The organism is Stenotrophomonas sp. GW821-FHT01H02A, from assembly GCF_059422145.1.
Genome location: NZ_JBWKWI010000002.1, coordinates 291567 through 306844, shown reverse-complemented (window position 1 = coordinate 306844; position 15278 = coordinate 291567). Strand labels below are relative to the sequence as shown.

General features: G+C 67.3%; 12 protein-coding genes. 7 read left to right on the top strand and 5 right to left on the bottom strand.

From position 1 onward, the window contains the following. Positions 1-46 precede the first annotated feature (46 nt). The gene (locus AC07WC_RS04765) at positions 47-1339 is read left to right on the top strand and encodes an adenylosuccinate synthase (protein WP_019183490.1); all 1293 of its coding nucleotides are present in this window, start codon (positions 47-49) and stop codon (positions 1337-1339) included. Between the two features lie 298 nt (positions 1340-1637). Here the strand turns inward: AC07WC_RS04765 and AC07WC_RS04760 are convergent, their stop codons facing one another. Together AC07WC_RS04760 and AC07WC_RS04755 are read right to left on the bottom strand one after the other, a co-directional pair. Continuing rightward, entirely contained in the window at positions 1638-2336 is a 699-nt protein-coding gene (locus AC07WC_RS04760; protein WP_495208977.1) for a M23 family metallopeptidase, read from the bottom strand. Between the two features lie 4 nt (positions 2337-2340). Beyond that, the gene (locus AC07WC_RS04755) at positions 2341-3318 is read right to left on the bottom strand and encodes a L,D-transpeptidase family protein (RefSeq protein ID WP_495208976.1); all 978 of its coding nucleotides are present in this window, start codon (positions 3316-3318) and stop codon (positions 2341-2343) included. A 216-nt stretch (positions 3319-3534) separates the two neighbouring features. Between AC07WC_RS04755 and AC07WC_RS04750 the strand changes: the two genes are divergently transcribed. Further along, on the top strand, positions 3535-5667 hold the full coding sequence (locus tag AC07WC_RS04750; RefSeq protein WP_495208975.1) for a methyl-accepting chemotaxis protein: 2133 nt from the start codon (positions 3535-3537) through the stop codon (positions 5665-5667). An 82-nt stretch (positions 5668-5749) separates the two neighbouring features. Here AC07WC_RS04750 and AC07WC_RS04745 read toward each other — a convergent pair whose 3' ends face one another. Next, entirely contained in the window at positions 5750-6610 is an 861-nt protein-coding gene (locus AC07WC_RS04745; RefSeq protein ID WP_495208974.1) for a PA4780 family RIO1-like protein kinase, read from the bottom strand. 192 nt (positions 6611-6802) lie between these two features. On the opposite strand from AC07WC_RS04745, the gene AC07WC_RS04740 reads away from it, so the two are divergent. Genes AC07WC_RS04740 through AC07WC_RS04730 form a run of 3 tightly spaced genes read left to right on the top strand, consistent with a single transcriptional unit; the run spans position 6803 to position 9883 of the window. Continuing rightward, positions 6803-7930 carry a type 1 glutamine amidotransferase domain-containing protein gene (locus AC07WC_RS04740; protein ID WP_495208973.1) on the top strand — a complete coding sequence of 376 codons (1128 nt, stop codon included), beginning with the start codon at positions 6803-6805 and terminating at the stop codon, positions 7928-7930. Between the two features lie 4 nt (positions 7931-7934). Further along, complete coding sequence (locus AC07WC_RS04735) at positions 7935-8621, top strand: response regulator transcription factor (protein WP_495208972.1); 687 nt, start codon at positions 7935-7937, stop codon at positions 8619-8621. Further along, a complete protein-coding gene (locus AC07WC_RS04730) occupies positions 8618-9883 on the top strand; it encodes a sensor histidine kinase (RefSeq protein ID WP_495208971.1) in 1266 nt (421 codons plus the stop codon). The genes AC07WC_RS04735 and AC07WC_RS04730 overlap by 4 nt, the downstream gene beginning before the upstream one ends. 169 nt (positions 9884-10052) lie before the next feature. Here AC07WC_RS04730 and AC07WC_RS04725 read toward each other — a convergent pair whose 3' ends face one another. Together AC07WC_RS04725 and AC07WC_RS04720 are read right to left on the bottom strand one after the other, a co-directional pair. Then, positions 10053-10529 (bottom strand): HupB, encoded by a 477-nt coding sequence (locus tag AC07WC_RS04725; RefSeq protein WP_495208970.1) that lies wholly within the window; start codon positions 10527-10529, stop codon positions 10053-10055. Positions 10530-10565: 36 nt separating this feature from the next. Beyond that, on the bottom strand, positions 10566-12656 hold the full coding sequence (locus AC07WC_RS04720; RefSeq protein WP_495208969.1) for a catalase: 2091 nt from the start codon (positions 12654-12656) through the stop codon (positions 10566-10568). Between the two features lie 182 nt (positions 12657-12838). Here AC07WC_RS04720 and AC07WC_RS04715 point away from each other — a divergent pair, with 182 nt between their 5' ends. Next, on the top strand, positions 12839-13549 hold the full coding sequence (locus tag AC07WC_RS04715; RefSeq protein WP_179460368.1) for an AraC family transcriptional regulator: 711 nt from the start codon (positions 12839-12841) through the stop codon (positions 13547-13549). A gap of 80 nt (positions 13550-13629) precedes the next feature. Continuing rightward, on the top strand, positions 13630-15021 hold the full coding sequence (locus AC07WC_RS04710; RefSeq protein WP_495208968.1) for an amino acid permease: 1392 nt from the start codon (positions 13630-13632) through the stop codon (positions 15019-15021). Positions 15022-15278: the final 257 nt, after the last annotated feature.

Here is a 15278-nt window from a genome sequence, read left to right as displayed (position 1 = left end):
CAAACCCGCGGCCCCGATGGCCGCACAAAACCAGGAGTTACCCGTCATGGGTCAGTCAGTTGTCGTGTTGGGTGCCCAGTGGGGCGATGAAGGCAAGGGCAAGATCGTCGATCTGCTCACCGAGGAAATCGGCGCTGTCGTGCGCTTCCAGGGCGGCCACAATGCCGGCCACACGCTGGTCATCAATGGCAAGAAGACCGTGCTGCACCTGATTCCGTCGGGCATCCTGCGTGAAGACGCGCTGTGCCTGATCGGCAACGGCGTGGTGATCTCGCCGGCCGCGCTGCAGAAGGAAATCGCCGAGCTGGAAACCTCCGGCGTGGAAGTGCGTTCGCGCCTGAAGATTTCCCCGGCCGCGCCGCTGATCATGCCGTACCACATCGCCCTGGACCAGGCGCGCGAACGCGCTGCCGGCGGCAAGGCGATCGGCACCACCGGCCGTGGCATCGGCCCGGCGTATGAAGACAAGGTGGCGCGTCGCGGCATCCGCATCGCCGACCTGCATTACCCGGCCCAGCTGGAAGAACTCCTGCGCACCGCGCTGGATTACCACAACTTCGTGCTGACCAAGTACCTCAATACCGACGCGGTCGACTTCCAGAAGACCTATGACGAAGCACTGGCCTTCGGCGAATACGTCGAGCCGATGAAGTCCGACGTCGCCGGCATCCTGCACGACCTGCGCAAGCAGGGTAAGCGCGTGCTGTTCGAAGGCGCCCAGGGCGCGCTGCTGGACATCGACCACGGCACCTACCCGTACGTCACCAGCTCCAACACCACCGTGGGTGGTGCGCTGGCCGGTGCCGGCGTCGGCGCGGATGCGATCGACTACGTGCTGGGCATCGCCAAGGCCTACGCGACCCGCGTCGGTGGTGGCCCGTTCCCGACCGAGCTGGACGATGAAGTCGGCCAGGGCATCCGCGACCGCGGTGCCGAGTACGGCGCCTCGACCGGTCGCCCGCGTCGCTGCGGCTGGATGGACATCGTCGCACTGAAGCGCGCCGTGGCCATCAACGGCATCAGTGGCCTGTGCATCACCAAGCTGGACGTGCTCGACGGCATGGAAAAGCTGAAGGTCTGCATCGCGTACGAATACCGTGGCAAGCGTACCGAGTACGCCCCGCTGGACGCGCAGGGCTGGGAAGAATGCACGCCGGTGTACCTGGAGTTCCCGGGCTGGACCGAGAACACCCACGGCATCACCAACTGGGATGACCTGCCGCCGGCCGCCCGCGCTTACCTGCGCGCGCTGGAAGAGCTGGCCGGTTGCCCGGTCAGCATCGTCTCGACCGGCCCGGACCGCGACCACACCATGGTCCTGCAGGACCCGTTCGCCTGATCAGGCGCAGGCGTGCCGGGCAGGCCTGGTAGTGCCTGAAGGTGCAGGAAGAGCCCCGCGAAAGCGGGGCTTTTTCGTGGCGGGCGCCTCAGCGTTGGCCGGCGCCCATCCGCACGTCGGACAATTCCAGGTTGCCGTCCTGGTTCGCGTCCAGCCGTTGGAAACGCATCTCCGAGGAGCGGTGCATCTCTTCGGCACTCAGTCGCTGGCGAGCTCAATGACCGCCTGGACGTGCTGCCTGGTCGTGCCTGGGAAACTGGCGCGGGCGATGCGGGACGCAGCCCCCGGCCCACGTTGATCAGAGCGCCTGCTGACCTTTCAGTACCGGATAGGGGTTGATGGATTCGCCCTTCCACCACTGCTTTTCCGGACCCAGTACGTGGATCTCGAAATGCAGGTGCGGCGCTTCGGGACTGGCATTACCGGTGCTGCCGACGTAGCCGATCACCTCGCCACGCTTGATCGTCTTCTTCTCGACCAGACCGTCGGCATAGCGGTCCAGGTGCGCGTAGTAGTAGCAGTAACGGCCGCTCGGTTCGAACTGGTACACGGTCAGCCCGCCGCGCACGCTGTCGAACAGCTTCTCCACCGTGCCATCGGCAACGGCCAGCACCGGCGTACCGTTCGGCGCCAGGATGTCGATCGCATCGTGCACGCGGCCTTCGCTGCGCGCATCGGTGAACGTGTCCTGCAGTTGGTCAGCACGGATGCCCTGGACAGGCAGCAGCAACGCGCCGGCCGCGTCCTCCGGTGCGGGTGCGGGCGCGGGTGCGGAACCGCCCGCGTCAGGCGCGGGCGGTGAGGGCGTGGTCTGGATCGGCGCCGGCGCGGGTGCAGGTGGCGGTGGCACGTCGAGTGCGGCGCGGGTGGAACTCGTGGCCGAGCCTACTTTGGCCGGCTCGGCGGCACCCAGGCGGGCAGAGGGGCCGGGCGCCAGCAGCCAGTACCCGACCACGCCGATCACCAGGCCTACCGCCAGCAGTCGCAGTGTCTTCATGTGCTTACTCCTGCATCACGACCGGCACGGAGGCATCCACCGCATCGGCCACCTGCAGCGCATCCCAGTTGGTCATGCGCACGCAGCCGTGCGATTCGGTCTTGCCGACATGGCCGGGCTCGGGGGTGCCGTGCAGGCCGTAATGCGGCTTGGAGATGTCGATCCAGACCACGCCGACCGGATTGTTCGGGCCCGGCGGCAGCACCGCCTTGCTATCGCCGGCCTTGGCGTCCCAGAACAGCTTGGGGTTGTAGTGGAAGGTGGGATCGCGCGAGATGCCGAGGATCGTCCACTTCCCGATCGGGAGGGGGTCATGCTTGCTGCCCGAAGACACCGGGAACTGCGCGTAGACGTTGCCATCGGCATCGAACAGTCGCAGCGTCGAGTCGGACTTGTCGATCACCAGCTTGCTGGCCTTGGCCAGCGGCGTCACCGCGATGTTCGGCACCTGGATCACGCTGCCGGCCTTGCCCAGGTCCACGCCCGGGTTGAGGGTTTTCAGCAGGTCCGGCGAGGCGTGGAAGCGTTCGCCCAGCGCCTCTTCTACCGAGCCGAAGCCCAATGCTTTCAACTTGGCCTGTTCGGCCGGGCCCTTCGGCACGGGGTGGAACGGGCCGGCGACGTCCTCGGCGGTCAGCGTGTAGCGCACCAGGGGCGGCGCGCTGTCCGGTTGCAGGGCCTGCCATGTCGCATCGTCCAGTTCGCCGGTGACCTTCAATCCGCGCGCGGCCTGGAACCCGGAAACCGCGCGCTTCTGGTTGGAGCCGACTTCACCATCGATCTGCCCGGGCGAGAAATGCGCCCGATCCAGCAGCACCTGCGCATGGAGATCCGAGCGTGGGCCGGTGGCCACCGGCGTCTCGGCGTCGATACTCGTCGCGGCCGGCGCGGGTGCCGTCTGCGCGATGGCCCAGCCTGAGGACGCCCCCAGGGCGAGGGCAAGCGTGGTGACGCGGGCGATTCGGTGCAGGCGAAGGGACATCGGCAACTCCAGCGGGAACGTGTTTCCACCATGCCTGCCCGGCGTGCGCACTCACCGTGAAAAGCCTGACGCGGGGCTGAGTGGCGGTGCAGAACAAGCTGCGCATGGCGCAGGGCGTTACGTGAATCCATTCACAGCGTGGTCACGCCCGCCGGTCAAGGCGCTGCATCCGGCGCCGATACCAGCCCACCCCCCCCCACGTTTTTTGGATGTCTCATGGATTTTTTGCGGAACGTCAGCGTTGTCTGGCGTCTAGGTATGGGCTTCGGCCTGTTGTTGCTGCTGGTGGCGGCCGTCGTGGCCACCGGCGCTGCCGGCAGTGCGGTGCAGAAGCGCGCGATGCAGCAGGTGGTCGAGGTCAACGTGGCCAAAGTGCGGCTGCTCTCGGACATGCTCGATGCCAATAACCAGATGATGGTCGTGCGCCGGGAAATGCTGATCCGCCAGGGCGACGGCCTGGCCGATGATGAGGCGCGCATCGCCGCGCTCGTCGCGCGCTATGAAGCGAGCTGGATGGCCTACCAGGCATTGCCGACGCAGCCAGGCGACCAGCCCATCGGTGAGGCCATCGCCGCCCGGCGCGCTGCGGCACGTCCGCTCAACAAGCAGATGAGCGAACAGATGGAGCAGGGCGACTTCGCCGCGGCCACCGCACTCACCCTGGGTGCGGTGCAGGAGGCGGCCAATGGGTGGAACCAGGCCCTCAGTGATGGCGTGGTCTACGAGGAAAAGCAAAGCCGCGAGGCCGCTGCCGATGCGATCCGGCTCGGCGAGCGCACGCTGCTGCAGCTGCTTGTATTGGGCGCGATTGCGCTGGTGGTCGGCATCGCCGCGTCCGTCCTGATCGGCCGCAGCCTGACCGGGCCGTTGGCCCGGGCGGTCGCCCTGGCGACGCGGATGGCCAAGGGCGACCTGGCGCAGGACGTCCAGCTGGGTGGCCGCGACGAAATCACCCAGCTCGGCAATGCCATGGCGACGGTCCGCCAGAGCGTCCAGGGCGCGATCGCCGCGCAGCTGGACATGGCGCGCCAGCACGACGCCGGCGCCCTCCGTCATCGCATGGATGAATCCGCCTTCCCGGGCGATTTCGGGCGGATGATCCGTGCCACCAACGAGCTGGTCGGTTCCCACGTCGCGGTGGAGTTCCACATGGTCGAGGTAATGCAGCGCTACGCGATCGGCGATCTGAGCCGCGATCTGGACAGCTATCCGGGCGAGAAGGCCGTGCTCACCAGCACCATGGCCACGGTCAAGGCCAGCCTGATGGCGATCAACCAGCAGATCGAGACGCTGGCCGCGGCCGCGCATGCCGGCGACTTTTCGGTGCGCGGCAGCGAGCAGGCGTTCCAGTTCCAGTTCCGGGCCATGGTGGCCCAGCTCAACGGCATGATGGCCAGTTCGCAGAGCAGCATCGCCGATCTCTCGCAGGTGCTGCGTGCGATCTCCACCGGCGACCTGACCGCGCGGATGGAGGGCGATTACGAAGGCGTCTTCGCGCAGATGCGTGACGATGCGACGGTTACTGCCGTGCAGTTGACCGGCATCGTGCAGCAGATCCAGGGCGCGGCCGGCAGCATCAACGATGCCGCGCAGGAACTGGCGGCCGGCCATCACGATCTGTCGCGCCGCACCGAGCAGCAGGCGGCCAATCTGGAGGAAGCGGCGGCTTCGATGGAAGAGCTGACCTCCACGGTGCGGCAGAACGCCGAGCTCGCCAACCAGGCTGACCTGGAAGCCCATGCGGCCGGCGCCGCGGTGAAGGCGACCGAGCAGGCGATCGCGCAGATGGCCGCGGTGATGAACGAGATCGACCAGTCCTCGGCGCGCATTGCCGAGATCTCGTCGGTGATCGACGGCATCGCGTTCCAGACCAACATCCTGGCCCTGAACGCCGCGGTGGAAGCGGCCCGCGCCGGCGAGAACGGGCGCGGCTTCGCGGTCGTGGCCACCGAGGTGCGTACCCTGGCCCAGCGTGCCGGGACAGCGGCCAAGGAGATCAAGGATCTGATCGACGACGCCAGCAGCAAGGTCAGGACCGGGCTGGATGTCACGGTGCAGTCCGAAGCGGCGATCGCCCGCCTGACCCAGGCCAGCTCGCGCACCAACCAGTTGATGAGCGACATCGCCGCGGCGACCAAGGAACAGGCGGCCGGTATCGAGCAGGTCAACCAGGTGGTGGTGCAGATGGACCAGGTTACCCAGCAGAACGCGGCGCTGGTGGAGGAAGCCACCGCAGCCAGCCGCGCGCTGGAGCAGCAGGCGCATGCCCTGACCGGGTCGGTGGCGGTGTTCACCCTGGAAACCGACGCCACGGCGCGGGTCCGGCCGGCGGCGTTGCAGGCAGCGTGACCGCGCTACCCGCCCGGTAAACCGGAAAGCCCCGCATCCGCGGGGCTTTCTACAGGTCGACCGATGCCGCCGGCGCATCGGCTCAGTCGTCGTTCTCTTCCGCCGCCTCGCGACCCTGCTGGCGGATCAGCGCTTCTTCGCGCGCATCGTTGATGGCATGGCGCACGCCATCCAGGTCGATGCTGCTTTCATCCTGTTCGAACTCGCCGGTCAGCACGCTGTCCGGCAGCAGGTCGCCGGCCTCGAACAGCGCCCACATCTCTTCGCCATACCAGGTCTCCAGCAGTTCCGGTGCCCAGCGGCCCAGATAGGCGGTGAGGTTGTTGACGTCCCGCAGCAGCATCGTGCGCGCGGCGTTGTTGCCCGCCGCACTGACCACCTGCGGAAAATCGATCACCACCGGGCCTTCCGGACCGACCAGCACGTTGTAGGGCGACAGATCGCCATGGATCAGGCCGCAGCACAGCATGCGAACGACCTGGCGTACCAGGACCTGGTGGAATTCGCGGGCCTGTTCCGGGCTGAGTTCAACCTCGCCCAGGCGCGCGGCGGAATAGCCCTCGGCATCGGTCACCAGCTCCATCACCAGCACCCCGTGGAAATACCCATAGGGTTCGGGCACGCGCACGCCGGCGTCACGCAGCTGGTACAGCGCCTCGACCTCGGTGTTCTTCCAGGCCGCTTCCTGCTGCTTGCGGCCGTAATTGCTGGCCTTGCCCACGGCACGCGCTTCACGGCTGCCACGCACCTTGCGGCCTTCCTGGTACTGCACGCGCTGCTGGAAGCTGCGCTGGGCCATGTCCTTGTAGACCTTGGCACAGCGCACATCTTCGCCGCTGCGGACTACGTATACCGCTGCTTCCTTGCCGCTCTTGAGCGGGCGGAGCACTTCATCGATCACGCCGTCGTCGATCAGCGCCTGCAAGCCTTGGGGGGTCTTCACGGTATCTCGGGAATCGGCTGGCGCGGGGCCTGCCCTGGAGGGGGAGGGATTTTCGCATCTTCGGGCCGAGTGAGCCATCGACACGGCACCTGGCGGCCAGGTTGTTCAGCTGCGTGCACGATGGCGACCGCTTGAAATCTGCTTCACATCCGCGCGGCAGGCTGTGGCCACTTTCCCAAGGAGTGCCTGCCCATGATGCTGACCCTGCTGCGCCGCACCGGTGCCGTGCTGGCCCTGTTGCTGGCCGTCCCCGTCCTGCACGCCCGCCCAGCGGCGGCCGATACCGTGCTGATCGTGGTCAGCGGCGAAGGCCGCGACCAGGGCAAGACCCGCCCTGGCTTCGAGATGGACGAGTTCGCACAGGCCTATCTGATCTTCCGCGACAACGGCCTGGCGGTGCAGGTGGCCAGCCCGCGCGGCGGACCGGTGGAGGCCGACAAGTTCGACGCCAAGGAGCCCTTCAACGCGCGCGTCCTTGCCGATCCCGTGGCGGGCGCGCTGCTGGCCGATACCCGCGCCACCGCGACGCTCAGCGCGGCCGACTACGCCGCGGTCTATGTGGTCGGTGGCAAGGGCGCGATGTTCGACCTGCCGGCCGACGTGGCACTGCGCGACCTGCTCGGCAGCATGCACGACCGCGGCGCCGTGGTCGCGGCGGTCTGTCACGGTCCTGCTGCGCTGGTGGATGTGCGGCAGGCGGACGGATCGCTGCTGGTGGCCGGACGTCGCATGACCGGCTTCACCAATGCCGAGGAAGGGGTGTTCGGCAAGCGCTGGGCGAAGGAGTTTCCCTTCCTGCTGGAGACGGCGCTGCGCGAGCGCGGCGCGCGCTGGGAACAGGCGCCACTGATGATGCCCAAGCTGGTCGTCGACGGCCGGCTGATCACCGGGCAGAACCCGTACTCCACACCGGCCGTCGCCGAGGCGATCGTGCGCGCCACCGGGCGCACGCCGGTGGCGCGCACGCCGTGGCGTGATGAGGCCAGCATGGCGCTGGTGCAGCGCCTGCTTGCCGGCGAGGGGGAGGCGGTCAAGCGCGAGCTGGCGAGCAACCGCACGGACTATCACGACCAGCTGATCGGCGTGCTCGGGTACTACCAGCTGCAGGCGGCGCAGGACGATGCAGCGGTGCGTGACGCGCTGGCGATCATGCAGTTGGCGGCGCCGTACATGAGCGAGCCGCAGCTGCCGCTTGGCATCGCGCAGGCGCATTGGCGCCTCGGCGAGGTCGCACAGGCGCGCAGGGTGCTCGGCAAACTGCTGGAAACCCACCCGGACATGGCCGAAGCTAAGCAGCTCAAGGACACGATCGAAGGCTGACCCCATGCACGACGGCCTGCACATCCTGGTGATCGAGGACAATCCGGCGCTGCGCGACGGCATGGCCACGCTGCTGGAGGCGCGCGGCCATCGCGTGGCCTTCGCCGCCGATGGCCGCAGTGGCCTGCAGATGGCGCTGGATGAACCGCCGGAGGTACTGGTGCTGGACCTCACTCTCCCGGGGATGGATGGCCTGCGCGTGTGCAGCCATCTGCGTGAGCAGGCCGACCGCCACATTCCCATCCTGATGCTGACCGCGCGCGACACGCTGGCCGACAAGCTGGTCGGCTTCCAGGCCGGTGCCGATGATTACCTGGTCAAGCCATTCGCAGGCGAGGAACTGCTGGCGAGATGCCTGGCGCTGGCCCATCGACACGGCCGACGCGATGGGCATGTGCTGCGCATCGGGTCGCTGGGCATTGATCGCCGCAGTGGCGCCGTGTGTCGCGGTGGGCAGGCGATCGCGTTGCCGCAGACCGCTTACCGGCTGCTGGTGCTGCTTGCCGAAGCCTGGCCGCGCACGGTCACCCGCAGCGAGTTGATTCGCCGTCTATGGGGCGATGAGGCACCGCCGTCGGATCCGCTGCGCTCGCACCTGTACCTGCTGCGCCAGGCGTTGGACAAGCCCTTCGAGCGGGCGATGCTCAGGACCGTGCACGATGTCGGCTTCAGGCTGGAGGCCGACGCATGACGGCGAGGGTGCATCGCCTGCGTAACCGGTTGATGCTGGCCTTCGCGGTATTCGCACTGGCGGTGGCCAGCCTGTTCGGCCTGTACGTGGCGGTGTTCGTGTACAGCGTTGAAGATCGCTTCTTCGATGCCATGCTCGAGCAGGAAGCGCAGCAGCAGCTGGATCATCGGGCCACCCGTGGGACGTGGTCGCCGCCGCGCAATGCCTTCATGACGATCCACGACAGCGCAGCCACGTTCCCGTCCGATCTCAAGGCCACCTTCGATGCCGAGCCAGACCGCCGCGAGATCGCCGGTACGCAGGGGCGGCACTATCACCTGCGGCCGGTGCAGCCGCAAGGGGCCGCCACGCCGGGGTGGCTGGTCGCCGAGGTCAGCCAACAGCTGGTGGTGCGGCCGATGCGCCGCCAGATCCTGGCGCTGCTGGCCTGGTCCGGACTGGCCGTGGCGGTGGTCGCCATCCTGGCCGGTGCATGGCTGGCCCGACGCACCACACGACCCTTGTCGAAGCTGGCGGCGCTGGTCGATGAGATGGCTCCGGACAGGTTGCCGGTCGGCTTCGCCAGGAATTTCGCCGATGACGAGGTCGGCGTGCTCGCCCGTGGCCTGGACAATCTGAGCGGGCGCGTGCGCGCCTTCATCGCCCGCGAACATGCCTTCACCCGTGACGCCAGCCATGAGCTGCGCACGCCATTGGCGGTGATCCGCAGCGCAACCGAACAGCTGGCCAGCGAACCGGGCCTGTCCGAGCGTGGGCGGCAGCAGCTTGAGCATGTGCAGCACTCGGCGCGACAGCTCGAGCAGACCGTGATCACCCTGCTCACGCTGGCCCGCGAAGAGAACGTGGACCAGGAGGCGACACCACAGCCGGTGCTGCCGATGCTGGAACAGGTGGTGGTCGAGCAGGCATCGCTGCTGGAGGGCAAGCCGGTGCAGGTGCGGGTCGATGTGCCCGCCAGCGCGTGCCTGGCGGTGCCTGGCCCGGTGCTGCACATGCTGCTGGCCAACCTGATCGGCAATGCGTTCGCGCACACGCGGGCGGGCGAGGTGTACATCGATGTCGCGGCCGGACGGCTGCGGGTCCGCAATACCGCGCCGGCTGGCGATCCCGATGCGATCATGCGGCCGTTCACCAGGGGCGAGGGCAGTGCCGGGTTCGGGCTGGGCCTGGCGATCGTGCAGCGGTTGTGCGACCGCTTCGCCATCGACCTGCGCATCGAAGGGACCGAGCACGCCACAGTGGCCAGTTTCAGCGTGCAGTAACGCTGCTGGGCTGGCCGGAACACGTGCCGGTGAAACCGGTACCACCCAGAACGATCACACCGTCGACGCAGTCCACCGCAGCCGTGGGACGATAAGCGCTACGTTTGCGTTCTACCGCGTGCTGCTTCAGGCAGCACGCGGCAAATGCGCGGCAGGTCCGGCGCGCAGGTCAGGCCTTGCCGGTCACTCGCTTGCGGGCGCCGGTCGTTGCCGTCTTTTTCGCAGGCGTCCGGGCGGCGGTTGTCGATGCGGCTTTCCGGGTGGCCTGCTTCGCGACGGTCTTCTTCGCCGCCTTCTTTATCGTCTTTTTGACCGCGGTCTTTGCTGTCGTTTTTTCAGCGGCCTTCTTCGCCGTCTTCTTTACGGTCTTCTTGGTGGCCTTCCCGGGCGCTGCTTTCGTAGCGGCCTTCCTGGCAGCGGTTTTCTTCACCGCCGCCTTCTTCGTCGCCGACGCTTTCGTGGTCCTGGTTGCGGTCTTCCTGGCGCTGCCGCTCTTTTTGCCGCCACCGTCCTGCTTGTTGACGGTCGCCCAGGCGATGCGCTCCGCCGCGGCCTCGCTGCGGCCCTGGTCCCTCTCGCTTTGCTCGATGTGCTCGGCGTTGCGCTTCTGCTTGTCGGTATAGCTGGATTTATCACCGCGCGGCATGGTCATGCTCCTGTCTGGTGACGAAGGTGGCGCCGCTCAGGAGAGCGTGCGCACCTTCGGTTCGCGGGCCCACTGCCGCGTAGCGGCGGCGGCAAGGAAGGCCTTGGCATCCTCGGCCTCGACCACCCCGGCATCGTTGCCGACCCGGGCGACCTTCAACAGCGCCTGTGCGCCGTCGTCGGCGGCGATCGCCTTGAGATGGGCCCAGGCATCGCTGACGAAGTCGATCGCGGCGGATTCCTTGCTCAGTTTCTTGGCGGCATCACTGCTGAGCACCACCGCGACCGCATCGAACACCACCGACGGCGTGCCGGCCAACTGGCCGTCCGCGGCGAGCGTCTTGCCATCGCTGAGCCTGGCGCCACCGATCTTCGGTGCGACCAGCTTCACGCTGGCCCCGGCCTTGTCGGCGGCTTTGCGCAGGTTGGCGATCAAGGCCGCATCGGAGCCTTCGTCGAACAGGATGCCGATGCAGCGGCCGGTGAGCAGGTCCTTGGTGCGGCCGATGATGCGTACCTCGGGTGCCTTCGGGAAATCCTGCGCCGGGGTCTGCGTGGCCGCCGGCTCGGGCAGGGCGGGCATCGCCAGACCGTCAGCGACCCGCTTGGCCAGTGACTCATCGATGTTGCGCAGGTGGCTCACGGTGCGCTCGCGCACCTTGACCGTTTCCACCTTGGACAGCTCGAATACCAGTGCGGAGGCAAGGTGCGCCTGCTCCGGCGCCTCCAGGCTGCGGAAGAACATCCGGGCCTGGCTGTAGTGATCGGCGAAGCTGTCCGCGCGCACGCGCCCCTTGCGGCCGTCATCCGGTGCGGTAGCGTGGCTGGGGAAGCCATCGGCCGTCTCACGCGGGCTGTCGCCCTGCAGCGAACTGGGATCGTAAGCGACCCGGCCTTTGGGGATGTTCATCTGCATATGACCGTCGCGTTGGTGATTGGCGAACGGGCACTTGGGCGCATTGACCGGGATCTGGTGGAAATTCGGGCCGCCCAGGCGGCTGAGCTGGGTATCCAGATAAGAGAACAGGCGGCCCTGCAGCAGCGGATCGTTGCTGAAATCGATACCCGGTGGCACGTTGGCCGGGCAGTAGGCGACCTGCTCGGTTTCGGCGAAGAAGTTGTCCGGCCAGCGGTCCAGCACCATGCGCCCGATCACGGTCAGCGGCACCAGCGATTCGGGAATGATCTTGGTCGAATCCAGATGATCGAACGGGAAGGCCTCGGCCTGTTCCTCGGTGAACAGCTGCACCGCCAGCTCCCACTCCGGGAAGTTGCCGGCGGTGATCGCCTCGAACAGGTCGCGGCGGTGGAAGTCGTTGTCCGCGCTCTGCAGCTTCACCGCCTCGTCCCACACGGTGGACTGGATGCCCAGCTTCGGCCGCCAGTGGAACTTCACGAAGGTCGACTCGCCGGCATCGTTGATCAGCCGGAAGCTGTGGATGCCGAAACCTTCGATGGTGCGCAGCGAGCGGGGAATCGTGCGGTCGCTCATCGCCCACATGATCATGTGCATCGATTCGGGCATCAGCGAGACGAAGTCCCAGAAGGTGTCGTGCGCGCTGGCGGCCTGCGGGAACGCCCGGTCCGGCTCCATCTTCACTGCGTGGATCAGGTCGGGGAACTTGATCGCGTCCTGGATGAAGAACACCGGGATGTTGTTGCCGACCAGGTCCCAGTTGCCTTCCTTGGTATAGAACTTGACCGCGAAACCGCGCACGTCGCGCGGGGTGTCGACCGACCCGGCACCGCCGGCCACCGTCGAGAAGCGGGTGAACAGCGGGGTGCGTACCCCCACTTCGCTGAGGATCCGCGCGCGGGTGTACTCCCCGAGCGAGCGGGTCAGCTCGAAGTAGCCGTGCGCCGCGCTGCCGCGGGCATGCACGATGCGCTCGGGGATGCGCTCATGGTCGAAGTGGGTGATCTTCTCGCGCAGGATGAAGTCTTCCAGCAGGGTCGGCCCGCGCGGCGTGGCACGCAGCGAGTTCTGGTTATCGCCGACCGGGATGCCCTGGTTGGTGGTCAGCACGGGGTGGCCGTTGCCTGCACGCTGGTGCAGTTCATCGCCTTCGCCGCGGACGTCGGTGGCAGGTGCGGGGGCATTCTTCGTGCTTTTCTTGCTGGCGGCCATGAGGCGACTCCGGGAGCTGGCGGGAAGGGGGACCGGCTCACACTGGCGGCCGGGGCGTTAATCGAGGGTGCGAATACGCGGCGCTGCTTGCACCCGCGCTTCACATGCGGGGCCCGGGCGCTGGGTGAGGCGCGTGCGGACAGGTATCCTTGGGCGCGTCTTCTCCTGTCTTTTCCAGCCGCATGCGCGTTGAACCCGCCGACATCGAAGCCCTGTTTGATGCGATCCCCGACGTCCTGTTCTTCATGAAGGACTGCGACGGGCGCTACACGCACATCAACCAGACCATGCTGCGCCGGCTGGGCCTGAAGTCGCGCAAGGACGTGATCGGGCGCACCGCGGCGGAGATCTATCCCACCGGATTGGGCGCGGACTACGCGACCCAGGACGAACAGGTGCTGGCCGGCAAGGTCATCGAGAACCTGATGGAACTGCACCTGTTCGCCAACCGCGAGCCCGGCTGGTGCCTGACCTGCAAGCGGCCGCTGCTGGTGGACGGGCAGATCCGCGGGCTGATCGGGATCTCGCGCGACCTCGGTCAGAAAGACAGCCTGGGGACCCAGTACGAACAGCTGCGCCTGGCCCTGGCCCATCTGAATGCGCATTACGCCGAGAACGTACGCATGCAGACCCTGCTCGACATCACCGGCTTCTCGCTGTCCAAGCTGGAGCGCACCTTCCGCAAGGTGTTCCAGATGACCCCGCAGCAGGTGCTGACCCGCCTGCGCATCCAGATGGCGGTGCATCTGCTGCACGGCCCGGACAGCATCGCCAGCATCGGCCAGGCCTGCGGTTTCACCGACCAGAGCGCGTTCACCCGCAAGTTCAAGGCCGAGGTCGGACTGTCGCCCCGGGCCTACCGCGCCCAGATCGGCGAGCGCGCCGCTGCCTGAGGCAGGTGGGGCTTCCGGCCTATGCCGCCGCGCGGCCGACAGGGTATGGTGTCGCACTTGTTGCCCGCCAATCGATTCCGATGCCCGCATCCCAGACTCCGGCTCCTGCCACTTCGCCCGCCGATACCCGCCTCGGGCACGCGCTCAAGCCCCGCCAGCTGATCATGATGGGCCTGGGCAGCGCGATCGGCGCCGGCCTGTTCCTCGGCTCCGGTGTGGGCGTCCAGGCCGCTGGCCCGGCGGTCCTGCTGTCGTACCTGGTCGCCGGCGCACTGGTGATCATCGTGATGAATGCGCTGGGCGAAATGGCCGCGGCCAAACCGACCAGTGGCGCGTTCTCGGTCTATGCCGCCGACGCCATGGGGGCTACTGCCGGTGCCACGGTGGGCTGGCTATGGTGGGTGCAGCTGGTGATCGTGATCGCCGCCGAGGCGGTTGGCGCGGCCGGCCTGCTCGCCACGGTCTGGCCGGCGATCCCGGTGCCGATGGCGGCGCTGGCCTTCATGCTGTTCTTCACTGCGATCAACCTGCTCGGGGTGAAGAACTTCGGCGAGTTCGAGTTCTGGTTCGCGATCCTGAAAGTGGCTGCGATCGTCGGCTTCATCCTGATCGGGGTGGCGTTGCTGATGGGCTGGCTGCCGGACGTGTCCTCGCCGGGCCTGCGCAACTTCACCGAGCACGGCGGCTTCATGCCCAAGGGTCTGGCCGGGATCGGCGCGGCGCTGCTGGTGGTGGTGTTCGCCTTCGGCGGCACCGAGATCGTGGCGGTGGCCGCGGCGGAAACCGAGGATCCCGAGCGCAGCATCGCGCGTGCGATCCGTACCGTGGCCTGGCGCATCCTGGTGTTCTACATCGGCTCGCTGAGCGTGATCATCGCGGTGGTGCCGTGGACCAGCGAGGCGCTGAAGTCGCCGTTCGCGGCGGTGCTGGAAGCGGCCAAGATTCCGGGCGCGGCCACGGCGATCACGCTGATCGCGGTGATCGCGCTGTTGTCGGCGCTCAATGCCAATCTGTATGGTGCGTCGCGGATGATGTATTCGCTGGCCCAGCGCCGCGAGGCACCGGCCGTGCTGGGCTGGACCGATCCGCGCCAGGTGCCGATCATCGCGGTGCTGGCCAGTGTGCTGTTCGGTTTCGCGGCGACGGTGATGGAGCTGCTGTTCCCGGACAGGGTGCTGCCGGTGCTGCTCAACATCGTGGGGTCGACCTGTCTGCTGGTGTGGACGATTTCGTTGTTGTCGCAGTTGATTCTGCGTCATCGGGCGAATCGGGATGGGACGCGGTTGCCGTTCCGGATGGCGGGGTATCCGTATCTGACGGTGATCGGGTTGGGGGTGCTGGCGCTGATCTTCGGTCTGTTGCTGTCCGAGGCGCACACGCGGGTGCAGTTCCTGTCGATGGCGGCGTTGACGGCGGTGATCGCGGCGAGCAGTGAGATTGCGCGTCGGGTGCGTGCTACAGCCAACAGCTGACAGCCAACGGCCAACAGCCAACAGCCAACAGCCAACAGCCAACAGCCAACAGCCAACAGCCGCAGGTTTGAGCCTCCGCTTGCCTGGGCGGGCACGGGTGGGTTGGCGGGACCCGCTGCAAGTACGTCCATGTAAGCTCGTATGCCGCCATCCATGGCGGCATACGGTCCCGCCAACCCACCCGTGCCCACCCTTTGACAGGGGGCTGGTGGACGAGGAAAGGTCCAAAGCAGAGCGCAGAACGCAGAACGCAGCCG

Bases quoted from the DNA above. Each gene is read 5' to 3' on its own strand.
- AC07WC_RS04765 (WP_019183490.1), top strand. From the start codon at position 47: ATGGGTCAGTCAGTTGTCGTGTTGGGTGCCCAGTGGGGCGATGAAGGC.
- AC07WC_RS04760 (WP_495208977.1), bottom strand. From the start codon at position 2,336: ATGAAGACACTGCGACTGCTGGCGGTAGGCCTGGTGATCGGCGTGGTC.
- AC07WC_RS04755 (WP_495208976.1), bottom strand. From the start codon at position 3,318: ATGTCCCTTCGCCTGCACCGAATCGCCCGCGTCACCACGCTTGCCCTC.
- AC07WC_RS04750 (WP_495208975.1), top strand. From the start codon at position 3,535: ATGGATTTTTTGCGGAACGTCAGCGTTGTCTGGCGTCTAGGTATGGGC.
- AC07WC_RS04740 (WP_495208973.1), top strand. From the start codon at position 6,803: ATGATGCTGACCCTGCTGCGCCGCACCGGTGCCGTGCTGGCCCTGTTG.
- AC07WC_RS04735 (WP_495208972.1), top strand. From the start codon at position 7,935: ATGCACGACGGCCTGCACATCCTGGTGATCGAGGACAATCCGGCGCTG.
- AC07WC_RS04730 (WP_495208971.1), top strand. From the start codon at position 8,618: ATGACGGCGAGGGTGCATCGCCTGCGTAACCGGTTGATGCTGGCCTTC.
- AC07WC_RS04725 (WP_495208970.1), bottom strand. From the start codon at position 10,529: ATGCCGCGCGGTGATAAATCCAGCTATACCGACAAGCAGAAGCGCAAC.
- AC07WC_RS04720 (WP_495208969.1), bottom strand. From the start codon at position 12,656: ATGGCCGCCAGCAAGAAAAGCACGAAGAATGCCCCCGCACCTGCCACC.
- AC07WC_RS04715 (WP_179460368.1), top strand. From the start codon at position 12,839: ATGCGCGTTGAACCCGCCGACATCGAAGCCCTGTTTGATGCGATCCCC.
- AC07WC_RS04710 (WP_495208968.1), top strand. From the start codon at position 13,630: ATGCCCGCATCCCAGACTCCGGCTCCTGCCACTTCGCCCGCCGATACC.